Origin of the sequence: Bradyrhizobium sp. CCH5-F6, assembly GCF_001556045.1 — a bacterium.
GTDB lineage: Bacteria > Pseudomonadota > Alphaproteobacteria > Rhizobiales > Xanthobacteraceae > Bradyrhizobium.
On the sequence record NZ_LSIC01000186.1, the window covers coordinates 1 to 16,815 of the forward strand.

The following is a 16,815-nucleotide window of genomic DNA, read 5'->3' on the forward strand; positions in this document are numbered from 1 at the left end:
GGCTTTGCGACCTCGGCAGCCTGCGGCTCAGGAGCGCCGTCGATCCGGCGCTTGCCGCGCTTCTCGACCACGACCTGCTTGCTGCGGCCATGGCTGAAGCTCTGGCGCACAGTGCCCGTTTCGACGCGCGGCTTGAGCGATAGCGTCTTGCTCGGAACGCTCAGCTTCTTGTCGCCAGGGGTCTTGGTATCAACCATTCAGCAGTCCTAATCCTGATTTATCAGTGTTGTGCGTTGCCGCACAGTCCAATTGGGTCGTCGTTGTCTCTCAGAAATCCTGGCCGGGCTTTTCGGCAGTCTTGTCATCGTCCGCCATCCGGTATCGGACCAGCATCTGGCTACGTGACAGGAATGACTTGCTCGCCGGGCCCGCGAGCAGGGCAGCATGTATCACATTTGACCGGGTCAGTGCCAAATCCAATTCTACAGATTTCAGTGCGGTGACGACGGGAATCTGCGGCTGGGCGCCGCGATTTCCGGTATTTTGACGCGCCAGCATGTCCAATTTGCGGATTCCGTCCGCGGCCCCGTCGCTGGCATGGATCAGGACCTCGACCGTTCCTTCCCGAAGGGCGCTCTCGACCTTACCGAAGCCGGCCACGACCTGGCCAGCCTTGGATGCGATCCCAAGGGCTTCCGTCACGCTCCGAACCAGGAGCGCCTCGATGTCGGTGGGAAGCGTCTGGGAGACGCGCAACTCGCGCTTGAAGGCCTTGCTAAATTGGTGACGCCGTACGGCTTCCGCAACCACCTCGCGGGAGGCGGTAATCCACATGCCGCGTCCGGGCAGCTTGCGCTTGAGATCTGGAACTATCTGCCCTTCCGGCGAAACGACGAAGCGGATCAGCTCGTCGATCGGCCGGACCTCGCGGCTGACCGCGCACATGCGCATGGTCGCGGACCTTTCGGTCCGCGGCCCATGGTCGAGTTCGCTGTCAGTGCTGGCGAGCATCCGGGCGACATCCTCCTTGGCCCTTAAGCCGGTTGGCCTTCGGTCGCCTCAGCCTCTTCCGCAGGCTTGGCGAGATCGGCCTCGGTGATCCAGCCGGCCTTGACGCGGGCCTGCATGATCATCGCTTCGGCGTCGTCACGCGAAATGTCGATGCCGTCGAGCGCGCCGGGGTGCTTGGTCGGCTCGCTGCCTTCCTTGCGCTCGGTCCAGCCGACCAGATCGTCGGTGGCGCAGCCGGCGAGGTCGTCGACCGTCTTGATGTCGTTCTCGCCGAACTTCACCAGCATCTTCGAGGTCACGCCGGGCACGTCCTTGACCGCGTCCTCGACGCCGAGTTCCTTGCGCCTGGCCTCGAGCTCGGCTTCCTGCTGCTCCAGGTATTCGCGGGCGCGGTTCTGGAGCTCCTGCGCGGTCTCTTCGTCGAAACCCTCGATGCCGGCGAGTTCCTTGACGTCCACCATTGCGAGTTCCTCGACCGAGGTGAAGCCTTCGGACGCCAGCAGCTGGCCGACCACTTCGTCGACGTTGAGCGATTCCATGAAGACGCGGGTGGAGTTCTCGAAGTCGGCCTGGCGGCGCTCCGATTCCTCCTGCTCGGTCAGGATGTCGATGTCCCAGCCGGTGAGCTGCGAGGCGAGGCGCACGTTCTGGCCGCGGCGGCCGATCGCCAGCGAGAGCTGGTTGTTGGTGTCGGGCACCACGACCTCGATGCGCTCGCGGTCTTCGTCGATGACGACCTTGGAGACCTCGGCCGGCGCCAGCGCGTTGACCACGAAGGTCGCGATATCGGGCGACCAGGGAATGATGTCGATCTTCTCGCCCTGCAGCTCGTTCACCACGGCCTGCACGCGCGAGCCGCGCATGCCGACGCAGGCGCCGACCGGATCGACCGAGGAATCGCGGGAAATCACCCCGATTTTCGCGCGCGAGCCGGGATCGCGGGCCACCGCCTTGATTTCGACGATGCCGTCATAGATTTCCGGCACTTCCTGCGCGAACAGCTTCGCCATGAACTGCGGATGAGTGCGGGAGAGGAAGATCTGCGGACCTCTGGTCTCGCGGCGAACGTCGAAGATGTAGGCGCGGACGCGGTCGCCGTTGCGGAACACTTCGCGCGGAAGCATCTCGTCGCGGCGGATGATGGCTTCGCCACGGCCGAGATCGACGATCACGCTGCCATATTCGACGCGCTTGACCACGCCGTTGACGATGTCGCCGATGCGGTCCTTGAATTCCTGATACTGGCGGTCGCGCTCGGCCTCGCGCACCTTCTGCACGATCACCTGCTTGGCCGATTGCGCGGCGATGCGGCCGTATTCCAGCGGCGGCAGGGTGTCGGCGATGGTGTCGCCGACCTGGGCACCGGGATTGGCGCGTTGCGCGTCCACCAGTGAGATCTGGTTGGAGTGGTTCTCGACCTTGTCGACCACCAGCATGTGGCGCGACAGCCGCAGCTCGCCCTTCTTCGGGTCGATCTCGGCGTGAACGTCAGTCTCGCTGCCGTAACGGGCCCGCGCCGCCTTGGCGATGGCATCTTCCATGGCCGCGATGACGATGCCGCGATCGATGGATTTTTCGCGTGCGACGGCATCGGCGATCTGAAGCAATTCAAGTCGATTGGCACTGACTGCCATGGCTAGTCTCCTTGGTCAGGCTCGGTCTCGCCGCGCCGCGCGCGTTCGGCGGCAAGGCGATGTTTCTTCGTGTTGGTCGGTGCCGGCTTCTTCTTCGGCTTGGTGTTCTTGGTAATCTTCTCGCTGATGCTGGCGTGCGGCGCCGGCGGCGGCTCCAGCCCGAGATCACGGCGCATCTGGCGCTCCTGCGCCTTGCCGCGGCGCATGGATTCGGCGATCAGTTCGTCGGTCAGCACCAGCCGGGCCTCGCCGATATCCTCCATGGTCAGGAGAACGTCGGCATCGTCGCCCGGCTTGGCATCGTCGCGGCGCAGATGCACACGGTCGCCTTCGACGGCGCCGAGCGTGCCGCGGAAGCGCTTCCGCCCCTCATGCGCGACCGCCATCTCGATTTTCACCAGATGCCCGGAATAGCGCTCGAAATCGGAGCGGCGCACCAGCGGGCGATCGATCCCCGGCGAGGAGATCTCCAGCCGGTAGGCGCGATCGATGGGATCGGCGACGTCGAGTACGGGCGACAGTGCCCGCGAGATCGCCTCGCAATCCTCGATCTGCATCGAGCCGTCCGGCCGCTCGGCCATGATCTGCACGGTGCAGCCGGCCTCACCGGAAATCCGGATCCGCACCAAGCGGTAGCCCATGCCCTGGAGCACGGGCGCTGCCACCGCGGACACCCGTGCCGCGACGCCCGGCTCGACAACGAGCCGCGGCTCGGCCAGCAATTCGGCATCCGTGGAACCAGGGTTCGGTTCGGTCATATCCAGGGTCGGGTCGCTCGATGGTTAAGGCTTGGTTACGATCTCAAAGCCCGCTTCGGAACTTTCCCGGCAACTCCCCGGGCCGCATCTTTCGCCAAGCCGCGTTCAGGTAATAAAAAAGAGCGGGTCCTTTCGGGCCCACTCTCACTACGCGGATCGTATGAGAAGATGAATTGCCGCTGATATAGCCCTTTCCCCGCGCCCGGACAAGGCCCATTGCGGGGCCGAGGAGGCTTTTTGCGCCGTTCGGCCCGCCCACCGCGCAACGCTTCCTTCATCAAGCGGGCCTAAATTCCCCGATTGTGGGGCGGCTTGGACCAAGGGCGCACCCGCGGCGTGCCCCGTTCGAGTTGCGTTTTCATGACCGTTGCCACGTCGCTCATTCCTGGACTGGACGATATCGTCAAGCGCGGCGGTCCGCGGCGACGCGGCGAGATTGCGCGCGCGATCGCCCAGTTGTTCTTCCAGGATGCGGAGAAGCTCCGCCCCGAGTTGATCGATCTCTTCGACAATCTCCTAATCGATCTCGTTCCGCATGCCGAACTCGCCTCGCGCGCCGATCTGGCCGAGCGCTTCTCGCACCTGGACAACGCGCCGCCGCACCTCGTCAATCAGCTCGCCCGCGAAAACGAGATCATGGTGGCCGGTCCCGTGCTGCGCCGCTCGCCGGTGCTCGACGACGCTGCCCTAGCCGAGATCGCGCGCCTGAAAGGCCAGGGCCATCTCCTGGCGATGACGGAGCGTCCCGCTTTGTCTCCCGTCGTCACCGACGTGCTGGTCGAGCGCGGCGATCGCGACGTGGTGCGCCGCGCCGCAGCCAATGCCGGTGCGGTGTTCTCACCATCCAGCTATTCCGAGATGATCAAGCGCGCGGCGCAGGATGGCGTGCTGACGCTCAAGATCGGTCAGCGCGACGACCTTTCCGGCGAGAACCTGAAGCAGCTGCTCGACGGGACGCTCGACGTCATCCGTCGGCGCCTTTCCAGCGTGGTCAATCCCGCGCGCAAGGCCGAGATCAAGCGCGCGATGGCGGCGATCGAGGAGGCCGCGCGGCCGCCCGGACCACGACGCGATTTTTCGGACGCGCAGCGCACGGTGCTCGCCCTGCATCGCGAGGGCCATCTCGGCGAGAGCGCGCTGCTCGGCTTCGCCAAGGCCCAGAAATATGAGGAATCGGTCGCCTCGCTCTCGGCGATGTCCGGCGTTCGCCTCTCGGTCCTCGATCGCCTGATCGCTGGCGACCGCTACGATCCGCTTCTGATCCTGGGCCGTGTGCTCAATCTCGGCTGGCCCACGGTGCGTGCGCTCATCCTGCTCTGGTACGGCCCCCACCGCACGCCTGCCGACGCCGACATCGAGGCCGCGCGTCTGAACTACACGCGCCTGATGCCGACCACCGCCGAACGCGTCGTCAATTTCTGGCGCAACCGGCGGACGATCTAGCGCGCTCCGTGATTGCGAGCGGAGCGAAGCAATCCAGATTTCTCTCCGCAAAGGCGCTCTGGATCGCTTCGTCGCTTCGCTCCTCGCAATGACGACTAGCCAGTCCTGCGAAACCGCAAATACGCGGCCTTGCGTCCTTCCCGCGCGGCCTTCCGGCCGTAGCGCGTCATGGTGTAGCCGGCCCATGGTTGCCGGAAATCGTCGGCGCGCTCCGCGAGCCATTTGAAATCCGGCGAGCGCGCAAGATGCGACAATGTCCAGGCGCAGTAATCGTCGATGTCGCAGACGAAGCGGAATTCACCGCCTGGCTTCAGCACGCGCGCCATCGCGGCGATGGTCCGGTCCTGGACGAAGCGCCGCTTCCAGTGTCGCCGCTTCGGCCAGGGATCGGGATGGATCAGGTCGATGCGCGACAGCGAATTCCTCGGCAGCCAGGCCAGGAGCTCGGCGGCATCGCCCGCGAACAGGCGGATATTGCCGATGTTGGCGGCCTCGATCTGCGCCAGGATCTTTGCCATGCCGTTGACGTAGGGCTCGCAGCCGATGAAGCCGGTCATGGGGAAGTTCTTCGCCTCGGCCGCAAGATGCTCGCCGCCGCCGAAGCCGATCTCGAGCCTGACGTCGTCGGCTGCGGGAGCGAATATCTCCCGGGCATCCGCGGGCGTCTCACGCTCGATGTCGAGCGCAAGATGCGGCAGCAATTGCTCGATCAGCCCGGCCTGATGCTGCCTGAGCTTGTGGCCCTTGCGGCGCCCGAAGAAGGCGCGCTCGCTGTCCTCGCGATCGGGATCTGATTTGCGTTCGCTCATCGCAGCGTCTGATACAGGCGATGGAGCAGCCGCGCACGCGGCGCGAGCGACGAGACGTAGAGCTGCTCATAATGGGTGTGTGCGCCCTTGCCGTCGACGCCGAGCCCGTCGAGCGTCGCGGTGTGCGCGGCGGTGAAATTGCCGTCCGAGCCGCCGCCGGTGTGGGTGTCGATCAGCTCGAAGCCGAGCTCGGCGGCGAGCGTCTTCGCATGCTCGTACAGCGAAGCGCCTGCGTTGTTCTTCTCGTAAGGCGGCCGGTTGAGCTCGCCTGTAACGGTGACGGTGACGCCGTCCGTCTTCGACGTCAGGGCGAGAATCCTGCCGACGAGCTCGTCTGCCGCCTCGAGGCTCGGCACGCGCAGATCGACTTCGGCGTAAGCCTCTTCCGGCGTGACGTTGGGGCGCGTGCCCCCGCGCACCACGCCGACATTGACGGTGACGCCGCGCGCCAGGTCGTTCATCGCTTCCAGCGCGAGGATGATATTGCCGAGCTCGCGGATGGCGCTGCGGCCGTCCTCGGGACGCGTGCCGGCATGCGCGGGCACCCCTTTGATGAACACCTTGAAGCGTCCGACGCCCTTGCGTGCGGTGACGATCCTGCCGCCGTCGCGCGCCGGCTCGGTCACCAGCACATACTTGGCCTTGCGTCCCTCCTGCTCGATCAGCGCGCGCGAGGTCGGGCTGCCGATCTCCTCGTCGGAGGTGAACAGGTGCGTGATGCCGAGCGGCGAACGATCGCCGGCGGCGCAGAGCGCGCCAAAGGCGTGATGGGCGATATAGGCGCCGCCCTTCATGTCGTAGATGCCGGGACCGAACGCGCTGTCGCCCTCGATCTTGAACGGCAGCCGCTCGATGAAGCCCATGGGATGAACGGTATCGAGGTGGCTCAGCACCAGGATGCCCGGCCGGTCCTGACCCCAATTCGTGCGCGCGATGAGATGATCGCCACAGCCGTCGACGCCAGGGACACGCTCGAGCGTGACAGGCAGGTCGCGATGCTGCTCCGCGACCAAAGAGACCAGCCTGTTGACCTGTTCAGGCGCTTCCGTCGGCGTCTCGATTTCCACCCAGCGGCGGATGCCATCGAGGATGATTTGGGAATCGAACCAATTGGAGCCGGTCATGGACGCATCTGTGCCTTTGAATCGCATCATCGAAGCGGGCGCGCATCAAAGCGCAGTCGCAAACGACGACATAGGCCAGATCTAGCGCAGTCTCAAATCACCATCGAGGTGCCGCGTCAGCGCTTGTCGGGTCCCTCGCGGGCCGCGATCTGCTCGACGAGATCGACGATGGAGCGGCGCATCTTCGAATCGGTGATTCGCGTGAACGCCTTGGTCAAGGCCAGACCTTCGGAGGTCGCGAGAAAGTCCGAGACGTAAGAGGGCGAGGCGCCTTCGCTGAAGCCTTCCGGACCGGGCACGCCACTCGGGCCGCCCTCGAAAAGAAACGACACGGGCACCTGGAGAATCTCGGCGATCTGCTGGATACGGCTCGCGCCGACCCGGTTGGTGCCCTTCTCGTATTTCTGGATCTGCTGGAAAGTCAGGCCCAAAGCTTCACCGAGCTTTTCCTGGCTCATGCCCAACATGATGCGGCGCATGCGCACGCGACTGCCGACATATTTGTCAACAGGGTTGGGCGCTTTCGACATTTCCTCAGCCCTCCAAACATCACCTTCGGCGCAATCAACGAGAATGCCTCGGGTGCCAGCATCGTCAAATCAGACTCTCTTATTGGGAAACATTGCGGAGAAATTTAGCAATGCCAACTGTCTTTCGCAGCCGATGCAGAATGAGGAGGCCGCCTGCAATCTGTCAACCGTGGTACTACGGTTGTCAAAGGAATCCGGTCCGCAGCGGTGAGGGTGGATCAGGGGGACCGTTTGGCAACGCGTCGTCGTACCGCCACAATGACGGCGATCGCGACGAGCATCGCTGCGGGTATGTCGCCGACTCGCGCATAGAGAGTCGGCGGGATTGCGGCGGGCAGGCCTGAATCCAAAATGCCTTCGATCCCGAGTCCGAGGCTTGCAACGGTTCGTCCCATCGGGTCGACGACTGCCGAGACGCCGGTATTGGCGGAGCGGACCAGCGGCAATCCGAGCTCGATCGCGCGCATTCGCGACTGCTCCAGATGCTGATAGGGACCGGTCGAGATGCCGAACCAGCCGTCATTGGTGAGGTTCACGATCCAACCCGGACGCTCGTTGCGTCCGGCCACTTCGCCGGGAAAGATGGCTTCGTAACAGATCAGCGGCAGCGCCGGCGGTGCGCTGGCGACCGGCAGCGCGTGACGCACGGTACCGGGAATAAAGCCGCCGCGCACACGCGTCAGTTGTTCGAATCCGAGCTTCTCCATCAACGCCTGATAGGGAAGAAATTCTCCGAACGGCACCAAATGCAGCTTGTCGTACACTGCCAGCACGCTGCCGTCGTGATCGATCACGTAGATCGAGTTGTAGGCGCGCGTGATCGGCGTGCCCCGAGGCAGGTCAGGTGCACGGACCGATCCCGTGATCAGCACGGTGCCCTTCGGCAGGAGGTCGGCGATCTGCGCCATCGCGTCGGCTTCGCGGGTCAGGAAGAACGGAAACGCGGATTCCGGCCAGATCAGGATGGTGGCATCGCGTACGCCAGTCGACTGCGGGCCGGAGGCGCGGTCCGACAGAGCCAGGTACTTCTTCATCACCTCCGCCTTGGCGGCGTAGTTGAACTTCGCGTCCTGCTGGAGGTTCGGCTGCATCAGGCGCAGCTTGGCGCCGGCGACCATCATGGTCGGATGCAGCGACAGGCGGATTGCGCCGAAAATGCTCATGACGACCAAGACTGCGACGGCCGCCGCCGGCACACGCCATTGCAGGCGGCGATCGGGCGTGCGGTCGATCAGAGTCGCAGGGCTTGCGAAGATCGCAACCGTCAGGAACGTCATGCCCCACAGGCCGACCAGTGACGCCGTCTGCGCCAGCGGCAGCGGCTCGGACAGCGCATAGCCGAACGCGTTCCAGGGAAAGCCGGTCAGCGCATGACCGCGCAGCCATTCGCTGATGGTGAGGCTGGCTGCGAGCGCAAGCAGGCGCGTGGCATTCTTGGTCCAGAGCAGGCGGGCCAGCGCAAATCCGATCGCCGTGAAGATCGAGAGATAGGCCGGCAGGCCCAGCACGGCGAACGGCGTCAGCCAGGCGAACATGTCGGCGTCGACGAAGAAGGCGTAGCCGATCCAGTAGAGGCCGGGCACGAAATAGCCGAGCCCGAACCAGTAGCCGGTCAACGCGGCGGCCGGGACGCCGCCATATCGGCCGGCCCCGGCCCCGTCGATCAACCAGACCAGCACCGGAAAGGTGACGAACAGCACCGGGAAGAGGTTGAACGGCGCCAGCGCCAGCACCGACAGCGCCCCGGCCGCCATGGCGATGACGGCACGCTGCCATCCCCAGGTGAGGATGATGGCAAGCGCAATCTGCCGAAGTCGCTGCGATGGAATCACTGCGGGCCGGCCCCGTCGCTCGGCGGCGGCGAGGGCGTGTCGCTGGCCGACGGCTGTGCGCTCTCCGGCGTGGCCTCACGGCGTCGGTTCTCGCGCGGCGTGCGCGGCGCCGGACGCTCCTTCCGCGTCGAGATGCGCAGCCGCTTGACGCGGCGCGGATCGGCATCGAGAACCTCGACCTCGTAAGTGCCGGGACCCGAGATCACTTCGCCGCGCACCGGCAGGCGTCCGACGAAGCTGACGAGATAGCCTCCCAGCGTCGCCACTTCCTCGCCGGCTTCGCCGGTGACGAAATCTTCGCCGATCACCGAGCGGACGTCGTCGAGGCTGGCGCGGGCGTCGGCGATGAAGGCGTTGTCGGGCAGGCGTACGATCGAGGGCGGCTCGTCGCTGTCATGCTCGTCGTCGATCTCGCCGACGATCTGCTCGACGATGTCCTCGAGCGAGACCAGCCCGTCGCTGCCGCCATATTCGTCGACCACCAGCGCCAGATGGATGCGCGTGGCCTGCATCTGTGCCAGCAGGTCGATCGCCCGCATCGACGGCGGCACGTAGAGCAGCTTGCGGATGATGCGCGCCTCATCAAGCGGCAGCGCGAGATCGACGGCGCGGAGGTCGAGCCCGGCCGGCAGCGCCTTCTTCCGCTTGGTCTTGGCGGCCTCCGACACCCGCGCGCGCGAGGTCATGAAGGCGAGCAGGTCGCGGATGTGGACGATGCCGACGGGGTCGTCCAGCGTCTCGTTGTAGACGACGAGACGCGAATGGCCGGCGCTCTCGAAACGGTCCATCAATTCCCCGAGCGGGATGTCGCGCTTCACTGCGACGATGTCGGCGCGATGCACCATGACGTCGGCGATGCGGCGCTCGTGCAGGCCGAGGATGTTGCGCAGCATGGTGCGCTCGACCGCGGAGAAGCCGGTATCGTCCGGCGTCGATGCGTCGAGCACGACCTGGAGGTCGTCGCGGACCGATCCCGCCTTCCAGCCGAACAGCGTTCGGATGGCACGCAAGAGCCAGCCTTCGGCGGCCGGGCGCATCACCTCGCCATGGGCCACGACGGCGGGCAGGTTGCGCGTGTTGGGCGGGTTGTCCTGGACTGGATCGGAATCCGGCATCTCAGTGCGTCCCATCGCGGTCGGCATAGGGATCAGGGATGCCGAGATGCGCCAGGATCTGCGTCTCCAGCGTTTCCATCTCCTCGGCCTCGTCCTCGTCCTCGTGATCGTAACCGATCAAATGCAGGAAGCCGTGCACGGCGAGGTGGCTCAAATGGTGTTCGAACGGCTTGTGTTCCTCGTCCGCCTCGCGCCGCATGGTCTCGTAGGCGATTGCGATATCGCCGAGCATGCGCGGCGCATCGCCCGGCTTCCAGCCGCCCTCCGGCTGAAGCGCGGGGAACGACAGCACGTTGGTTGGCTTGTCGATGCCGCGCCAGTTGCTGTTGAGGGTGCGGATGCCGGCGTCATCGGTCAGCATCACGGCGACTTCCGCATCTGCAACGTCTTCGTCGACGCTTTCGGCGGCGGCCGCCACCGCCCGCTGGATCACGGCTTCGGAATCGGGTTCGCGCTGCCAGCAATCGGCGACGACGAGGACCTCGGTCATGGGAAGGTTGGAATGGGACATTGTGCTGTCTGGCACGAAAGGCGTCGTGTTCGCGCCTCGCGTCCGATGTTGCCTCGTCAGGATTGACCGGTGGCCGGCCGCTGCGGCCCTTCGTAGGCGGCCACGATCCGCGCCACGAGTTCGTGGCGGATCACGTCCTCGGCCTTGAAATGAACCTGGGCAATCCCCTCGACGCCGCTCAAGAGGCGGGTCGCTTCGGCCAGGCCCGAGGTCTGGCCGTTCGGCAGGTCGATCTGCGAGGGATCGCCCGTCACGATCATGCGGCTGTTCTCGCCGAGACGCGTCAAGAACATCTTCATCTGCATCGACGTGGTGTTCTGGGCCTCGTCCAGGATGATGGCGGCGTTGGTGAGCGTGCGGCCGCGCATGAAGGCGAGCGGCGCGATCTCGATCTCGCCGGTCTGGAGCGCACGCTCGACGATGCGCGCATCCATGAGGTCATAGAGCGCATCGTAGATCGGCCGAAGATAAGGATCGACCTTCTCCCGGAGATCGCCGGGCAGGAAGCCGAGCCGCTCGCCGGCTTCCACCGCCGGGCGTGACAGGATGATCTTGTCGACCTCCTTGCGCTCGAACAGCTGCGCGGCATGCGCAACCGCGAGCCAGGTCTTGCCGGTGCCGGCCGGGCCGATGCCGAACACGAGTTCGTGGCGCTTCAGCGCGCGGATGTAGGAATCCTGCGCGGCCGTGCGGGCGCGCACCGGCCGTTTGCGCAGGTTGATGCTGTCGAAGGTGGACTTCGCCGATTTGGCGTCGAACTCGAACAGCGAGCCCTGAGCGATCACGGCGCGGATCGCGCCTTCGACCTCGCCCTGGTCGAGATCATGGCCCTTCGCGGCCTGTGCGTAGAGCATCTCGAGCACGCGGCGCGCGGCATCGCAGCCGTCGCGGGTGCCGCCGATGGTGATGTGGTTGCCCTTGGAATCGACGACGACGCCGAGCCGCCGCTCGATCTGCGCGAGGTGCTGGCCGTAGGGGCCGACCAGGGCGGATGCGGCGCGGTTGTCGTCGAAGTCGATGACGACCTGGGTCTCGGGCGGAACTTGCATGTCGCGGTCAAATTTGCGGCTGGGAGCGAACGAAGACGAATCCGATGCGCTTTTGGGCAAGGGTTCAGGCTCCACTGGCTTGCGATAAAGCGGGCTCGCGCGCGCCATGGGGCGTCACGAGCTCGCCGAGAAAGCTGTAGCGTTCGAGGCTGTCGATGCGGACCGGCAGGATCTTCCCGATGATGTCGGGCGAGGCCATCACATGGGCGGGCTGGAGGTAAGCGGTGCGGCCGACGATCTGGCCCTCCTTGCGGGCCGGACGCTCGAACAGCACATCGACCGTCGAGCCAATCGCAGCCTTGTTGAAGGCCGATTGCTGGCTGTCGATCAGTTCCTGGAGCCGCTCCAATCGCTGGTCCATCTCGGCGGGGGACACCGTCTCCTGCATGTCCGCGGCCGGCGTTCCCGGTCGGGCGGAATATTTGAACGAATAAGCCGCAGCGTAGCCGATTTGCGTGACAAGCGCGAGGGTGGCGAGAAAATCTTGCTCGCTCTCGCCGGGGAAGCCCACGATAAAATCTGATGAAAAAGCAATGTCTTGGCGGGCGGCGCGGAAACGGTCGATGACCCCGAGGTAATCATCGGCGGTATGTTTGCGGTTCATGGCGGCCAGAATCCGGTCCGAGCCCGACTGCACGGGCAGGTGCACGAACGGCATCAAGGCACCGAGATCGCGGTGCGCTGCGATCAAGCTGTCATCGACGTCGCGCGGATGGCTGGTCGAATAGCGCAGCCGCGCGATGCCGGGGATCTTCGCCAGATGCTCGAGGAGCTTGCCGAGCGGCCAGCTTTTCCCGTCAGGCCCCTCGCCATGATAGGCATTGACGTTCTGCCCGATCAGCGTGAGCTCGCGCACGCCGTTGTCGGCGAGCCGTTTCACGTCATCGACGATCTTCGCCACCGGGCGCGAGACTTCCGCGCCGCGGGTATAGGGCACGACGCAGAAGGTGCAGAACTTGTCGCAGCCTTCCTGCACCGTGACGAAGGCGGAAATGCCGCGCGCGCGGATCGCGTCGGGTTTTGGCTGGGCCAGGAAGCCGAATTTGTCGGCCGCCGGAAACTCGGTCTCGATCGCGCGGCCTTCATCGCCGGCGCGCTTCAAAAGCGCCGGCAGGTGATGATAGCTCTGCGGGCCGACCACGACATCGACGACGGGTGCACGGCGCACGATCTCCTCGCCCTCGGCCTGGGCCACGCAGCCCGCGACCGCGATCTGCATCGCGCGGCCCGCGCGCGCGGCCTCGTCCTTGGCGACGCGCAGGCGGCCGAGCTCGGAATAGACCTTTTCCGAGGCCTTCTCGCGGATATGGCACGTGTTCAGGATGACGAGGTCGGCGTCCTCGGCGCTGGCCGTCTCCACGAATCCTTCCGGAGCCAGCGTGTCCACCATGCGCTGCGCATCGTAGACGTTCATCTGGCAGCCATATGATTTGATGTGCAGCTTGCGCGGCGGCGTCATGGAACCCGGAATGGAGGTGGAGGACGGCCCTCAGATATAGGCTGGAGGGGGGAAAATCCAGCGAATGGAGCCGAAAGGCGTCATTCCTGGGCGCGACGCGGTCACGAACCCGGAATCCGGAGGTTTTGGCGCAAGATTCGGGGTCACGCACGTTGCGCGCGCCCCGGAATGATGGATATGGCGGAAACTCAGCGGGCCGATGCGTCCGCCCCGACCCGCCGGACCAGCTCCGGCAGCCGATGCATGTCGGCAAAGAGCAAGTCGGCGCCAGCCTCGCGCAGCGTCTCGGCATAGCCGTCGCGGCAATGGCTGCCGCCGTAAAAGCCGAACACGGTCATGTCCGCCGCCCGGGCGCCGGCAATGCCGGCAAGGCTGTCCTCGATCACGACGCAGCGTTCGGGTGGCACGCCCATTTCGCTCGCCGCGAACAGGAACAGGTCGGGTGCCGGCTTGCCGTTCTTCACCTGCGAGGCCGAGAAGATATTCGGGGCCAGGCGCTCATAGAGGCCCGTGCTTCCGAGGCTTACGCGCATGCGCTGATGCGAGCCGCTCGAGGCCACGCAGACGCTCTGAGTGACGACATCCAGCACATCGTGGATGCCGCGGATCGCTTCCAGGTCGGCCTCGAACGACCTGAACAGCTCGTCCTGCAAGTCGCCATGATAGGCCTCGGGGAGCTTGCGGCCCAGTTCGGTCTCGATCTCGAGATTGGCCTGCTTTGTCGAGCGGCCGAGGAAGCGTTCGAACACCTGCTCCGACGTGATCGGGTAGCCGTGCTTGGTCAGCACATTCGCATGCGCGCGGCAGGAGATCACCTCGCTGTCCACGAGCACGCCGTCGCAATCGAAGATGATGAGGTCGATGGGCATTCAGTGTGTAACTTGGTTATGGCACTTTGGTGCAAGGCGCGCGGTGCCACCTCCCCCAGCGGGAGAGGTCGGCGCGAAGCGCCGGGTGAGGGGGACTGCTCTCTCGTGGGACCCGAGGCCCCTCACCCGATTTGCTTCGCAAATCGACCTCTCCCCGACGGGGAGAGGTGAAGAGAGGCCGCCTGGATCATTCGCGATCGCCACTAGTTCGTCGGCTTGTCGTCGTCGAGCGGGACGCAATAAAGCTCGAGCCGGTGATCGACCAGCTTGTAGCCGAGCTTGCGGGCGATTTCCGCCTGGAGCTTCTCGATCTCCTCGGAGGTGAACTCGATCACCTTGCCGTCGCGCAGGTTGATGAGATGGTCGTGATGGCTGTCGCGCATGGTCTCATAGCGCGCGCGGCCCTCGCGGAAATCATGGCGCTCGATGATGCCGGCATCCTCGAACAGCTTCACGGTGCGATAGACGGTCGAGATCGAGATCTTGTCGTCAACGGCAACGCAGCGTCGGTACAATTCTTCGACATCGGGATGGTCGACCGATTCCGCGAGCACGCGGGCAATGACGCGGCGCTGCTCGGTCATGCGCATGCCCGTGGCGGCACAGCGCGCCTCGATGCCGGACGCCTTGGAGGCGGAAGAGGGTTTCAGTGCGGTCATAGGGTGTCTGCCTGGCGGAGGCGCTTTCTGCCACCAATGTTACGACAAGTCACGTCGCATCAGAAGGGCGTTCAATTGTTCCCCGTTAGGCTGCTTATAGTAGCGATCGCGGCGCCCGACCACCACGAATCCGGCCCGATCGTAGAGCCGCCGCGCCGGCTGGTTATTTTCCTCCACCTCGAGAAATATTGTGCGCACGCCACGCCCGGCGAGGTGGCCGAGATGGGTCATCAGCAGCGTGCGGGAGAGACCGCGGCCGCGATAGGCCCCGTCCACCGCAATTGAGAGAATTTCCGCTTCGTCCGCGCCGATCCGCGATACCGCGAAGCCGATCGTCTTGCGGCCGAGACGCAAGCGATGCACCAGCGTGTTGCGCTCGCTGATCATGCTCTCGAACTCGCCTTCGCCCCAGCCGCGCGCGAAGGAGGCGCCGTGCAGCTGCGCGAGCCGCGCGGCATCGCGCAAGGTCGCGGGCTCGACGACGGCGTCGCCGCCGTGCCACCACTCCGACAGCCATCCCATCATGAGGTTGCGGCTTGTGCGAACGGCGGCGGTGCAGCCGGCTTGGCGTCGGGCGCCTTCAGATAGAACGGTCGCGCGGGCGTGGTGTCGGGATTGGCCGCGGCGCCGAGCCAGGCGACCCAGCCGATGTCGGGTGCGGCTTGCGCGTCGACCGCAATGGGTTGCGGTGCATCTTTCGGCCAGCGATCGGCGAGGATGGTTGCGGCATTGCCGACCAGGTGCGGCGCGCCGAATTGCGAGGCTGCGATCGCCTCGTCGATGCTGGCGACCTTAGGTCGCACCAGCTGGCTGCCGTCGCCGGCGACGATCTGGAAATAGACGTGATCGTGCCGCGCATCGATTGCGGAGATCACGGGCGCCGTTCCGCTCTGGCCCACGACGGCTGCGGCATAAGCCGACAGGGTGGTCAGGCCGACGGCCGGCCGCTCAGCCGCGAGCGCCAGGCCGCGCGCCGCCGAGATGCCGACGCGCAGGCCGGTGAAGCTTCCTGGGCCGACCGTGACGGCGATGCGGTCGAGCGCGGTGAAGGCGAGATTGGCCGATTGCATCACCCGCGCGATCAGCGGCATCAGGGCTTCGGCATGCCCGCGCTTCATCGGCAGCGATTCCTGCGCTCGCAGCTCGGCCGTTTCGGTGTCGAGCACGGCGGCCGCGCAGGCGTCGAGCGCAGTATCGATGGCGAGGATCAGCATGGAGAAGCGAATGGCGAGTGGCGAATGACGAGCAGTCTAGCCGATCGAAACGCCGTTCGCCATTCGCACCTCGCCATTCGCTGGTCGAATCACATCGGCCGGACTTCGACCACGTCGGGCACGAAATGCTTCAGGAGATTCTGGATGCCGTGCTGGAGCGTCGCCGTCGACGACGGGCAGCCGGAGCAGGCGCCCTTCATGTTGAGATAGACGATGCCGTCTTTGAAGCCGCGGAAGGTGATGTCGCCGCCGTCATTGGCGACCGCCGGCCGCACCCGGGTCTCGATCAGGTCCTTGATCATGTCGACCGTCTCGGCGTCGGCCTCGTCGAAGAACTCGTCCTCGTCGTCCAGATCGGCATCGCCTTGCGCGCTGCCGTCGGCGAGCAGCGGCGCGCCGGACATGTAGTGCTCCATGATGGCACCGAGGATCGCGGGCTTGAGCTGCTGCCATTCACCGTTCGCCTTGGTCACGGTGATGAAATCCGATCCGTAGAACACGCCGGTGACGCCGGGCACGTCGAACAGCTTTTCGGCGAGCGGCGAGCGGGAAGCGGCTTCACGGCTCGAAAACTCCACCGGACTGCCGTCGACCACGACGCGGCCGGGAATGAATTTCAGCGTGGCGGGATTGGGGGTCGCTTCGGTTTGAATGAACATGGTTTTCTCCAGACGTCGCCGGTTCAAGGCCGGCGCGTACCCTATCCACTAGCAGATGGCGATGGCGAACGCACGATCAAGGGGAGAGAACGGCGTTCTACTGTTAAATCAGGGGGTTATGGCTTTCTTACCCTCCCCTTGAGGGCAGGGGTATCGCATATGAGTTCTTGGCGGGGCCTGAGCGCGCGCCTCGTCCTTC

Annotated in this window: 18 protein-coding genes; 1 reads left to right on the top strand and 17 read right to left on the bottom strand. The window is 65.3% G+C overall.

All coding sequences use genetic code 11. From position 1 onward, the window contains the following. From AX729_RS31970 to rimP, 4 genes are all read right to left on the bottom strand, one after another. Window positions 1-197: translation initiation factor IF-2 associated domain-containing protein (locus tag AX729_RS31970; protein WP_156457314.1), on the bottom strand; the 197-nt coding region annotated here is incomplete at its 3' end. A gap of 70 nt (window positions 198-267) precedes the next feature. Then, window positions 268-951 carry an RNA-binding protein gene (locus AX729_RS31975; RefSeq protein ID WP_061028159.1) on the bottom strand — a complete coding sequence of 228 codons (684 nt, stop codon included), beginning with the start codon at window positions 949-951 and terminating at the stop codon, window positions 268-270. 23 nt (window positions 952-974) lie between these two features. Next, on the bottom strand, window positions 975-2,585 hold the full coding sequence (gene nusA, locus AX729_RS31980; RefSeq protein ID WP_061028160.1) for a transcription termination factor NusA: 1,611 nt from the start codon (window positions 2,583-2,585) through the stop codon (window positions 975-977). A gap of 2 nt (window positions 2,586-2,587) precedes the next feature. Then, window positions 2,588-3,343 carry a ribosome maturation factor RimP gene (gene rimP / locus AX729_RS31985; protein WP_061028161.1) on the bottom strand — a complete coding sequence of 252 codons (756 nt, stop codon included), beginning with the start codon at window positions 3,341-3,343 and terminating at the stop codon, window positions 2,588-2,590. 360 nt (window positions 3,344-3,703) lie between these two features. Between rimP and AX729_RS31990 the strand changes: the two genes are divergently transcribed. Beyond that, complete coding sequence (locus tag AX729_RS31990; RefSeq protein WP_061028162.1) at window positions 3,704-4,786, top strand: DUF2336 domain-containing protein; 1,083 nt, start codon at window positions 3,704-3,706, stop codon at window positions 4,784-4,786. A 95-nt stretch (window positions 4,787-4,881) separates the two neighbouring features. Here AX729_RS31990 and trmB read toward each other — a convergent pair whose 3' ends face one another. From trmB to AX729_RS32055, 13 genes are all read right to left on the bottom strand, one after another. Beyond that, on the bottom strand, window positions 4,882-5,595 hold the full coding sequence (trmB, locus tag AX729_RS31995) for a tRNA (guanosine(46)-N7)-methyltransferase TrmB (protein ID WP_061028163.1): 714 nt from the start codon (window positions 5,593-5,595) through the stop codon (window positions 4,882-4,884). Further along, window positions 5,592-6,749, bottom strand: coding sequence for a M20 family metallopeptidase (locus AX729_RS32000; protein WP_061028164.1), 1,158 nt, complete (start codon window positions 6,747-6,749; stop codon window positions 5,592-5,594). The genes trmB and AX729_RS32000 overlap by 4 nt, the downstream gene beginning before the upstream one ends. 86 nt (window positions 6,750-6,835) lie before the next feature. After that, window positions 6,836-7,249, bottom strand: a complete 414-nt coding sequence (locus tag AX729_RS32005) for a helix-turn-helix domain-containing protein (RefSeq protein ID WP_024338547.1) — start codon at window positions 7,247-7,249, stop codon at window positions 6,836-6,838. A gap of 218 nt (window positions 7,250-7,467) precedes the next feature. Then, window positions 7,468-9,081: an apolipoprotein N-acyltransferase gene (gene lnt / locus AX729_RS32010; RefSeq protein WP_061028165.1), complete on the bottom strand. Its 1,614-nt coding sequence runs from the start codon at window positions 9,079-9,081 to the stop codon at window positions 7,468-7,470. Next, on the bottom strand, window positions 9,078-10,196 hold the full coding sequence (locus AX729_RS32015; RefSeq protein WP_061028174.1) for a hemolysin family protein: 1,119 nt from the start codon (window positions 10,194-10,196) through the stop codon (window positions 9,078-9,080). Before AX729_RS32015 ends, lnt begins: the two co-directional genes overlap by 4 nt. 1 nt (window position 10,197) lies before the next feature. Next, complete coding sequence (ybeY, locus tag AX729_RS32020; RefSeq protein WP_061028166.1) at window positions 10,198-10,707, bottom strand: rRNA maturation RNase YbeY; 510 nt, start codon at window positions 10,705-10,707, stop codon at window positions 10,198-10,200. Window positions 10,708-10,763: 56 nt separating this feature from the next. Then, window positions 10,764-11,756: a PhoH family protein gene (locus AX729_RS32025; RefSeq protein WP_061028167.1), complete on the bottom strand. Its 993-nt coding sequence runs from the start codon at window positions 11,754-11,756 to the stop codon at window positions 10,764-10,766. A gap of 64 nt (window positions 11,757-11,820) precedes the next feature. Next, window positions 11,821-13,215 carry a tRNA (N6-isopentenyl adenosine(37)-C2)-methylthiotransferase MiaB gene (gene miaB / locus AX729_RS32030; protein WP_061028168.1) on the bottom strand — a complete coding sequence of 465 codons (1,395 nt, stop codon included), beginning with the start codon at window positions 13,213-13,215 and terminating at the stop codon, window positions 11,821-11,823. Between the two features lie 188 nt (window positions 13,216-13,403). Next, window positions 13,404-14,084 carry an HAD family hydrolase gene (locus tag AX729_RS32035; RefSeq protein WP_061028169.1) on the bottom strand — a complete coding sequence of 227 codons (681 nt, stop codon included), beginning with the start codon at window positions 14,082-14,084 and terminating at the stop codon, window positions 13,404-13,406. 203 nt (window positions 14,085-14,287) lie between these two features. Beyond that, complete coding sequence (locus AX729_RS32040) at window positions 14,288-14,743, bottom strand: Fur family transcriptional regulator (protein WP_061028170.1); 456 nt, start codon at window positions 14,741-14,743, stop codon at window positions 14,288-14,290. A 39-nt stretch (window positions 14,744-14,782) separates the two neighbouring features. Next, window positions 14,783-15,268, bottom strand: a complete 486-nt coding sequence (gene rimI, locus AX729_RS32045) for a ribosomal protein S18-alanine N-acetyltransferase (RefSeq protein WP_061028171.1) — start codon at window positions 15,266-15,268, stop codon at window positions 14,783-14,785. Further along, a complete protein-coding gene (tsaB, locus tag AX729_RS32050; RefSeq protein WP_061028172.1) occupies window positions 15,265-15,957 on the bottom strand; it encodes a tRNA (adenosine(37)-N6)-threonylcarbamoyltransferase complex dimerization subunit type 1 TsaB in 693 nt (230 codons plus the stop codon). The genes rimI and tsaB overlap by 4 nt, the downstream gene beginning before the upstream one ends. An 89-nt stretch (window positions 15,958-16,046) precedes the next feature. Next, the gene (locus AX729_RS32055) at window positions 16,047-16,616 is read right to left on the bottom strand and encodes a NifU family protein (protein ID WP_061028173.1); all 570 of its coding nucleotides are present in this window, start codon (window positions 16,614-16,616) and stop codon (window positions 16,047-16,049) included. Between the last annotated feature and the right edge of the window lie 199 nt (window positions 16,617-16,815).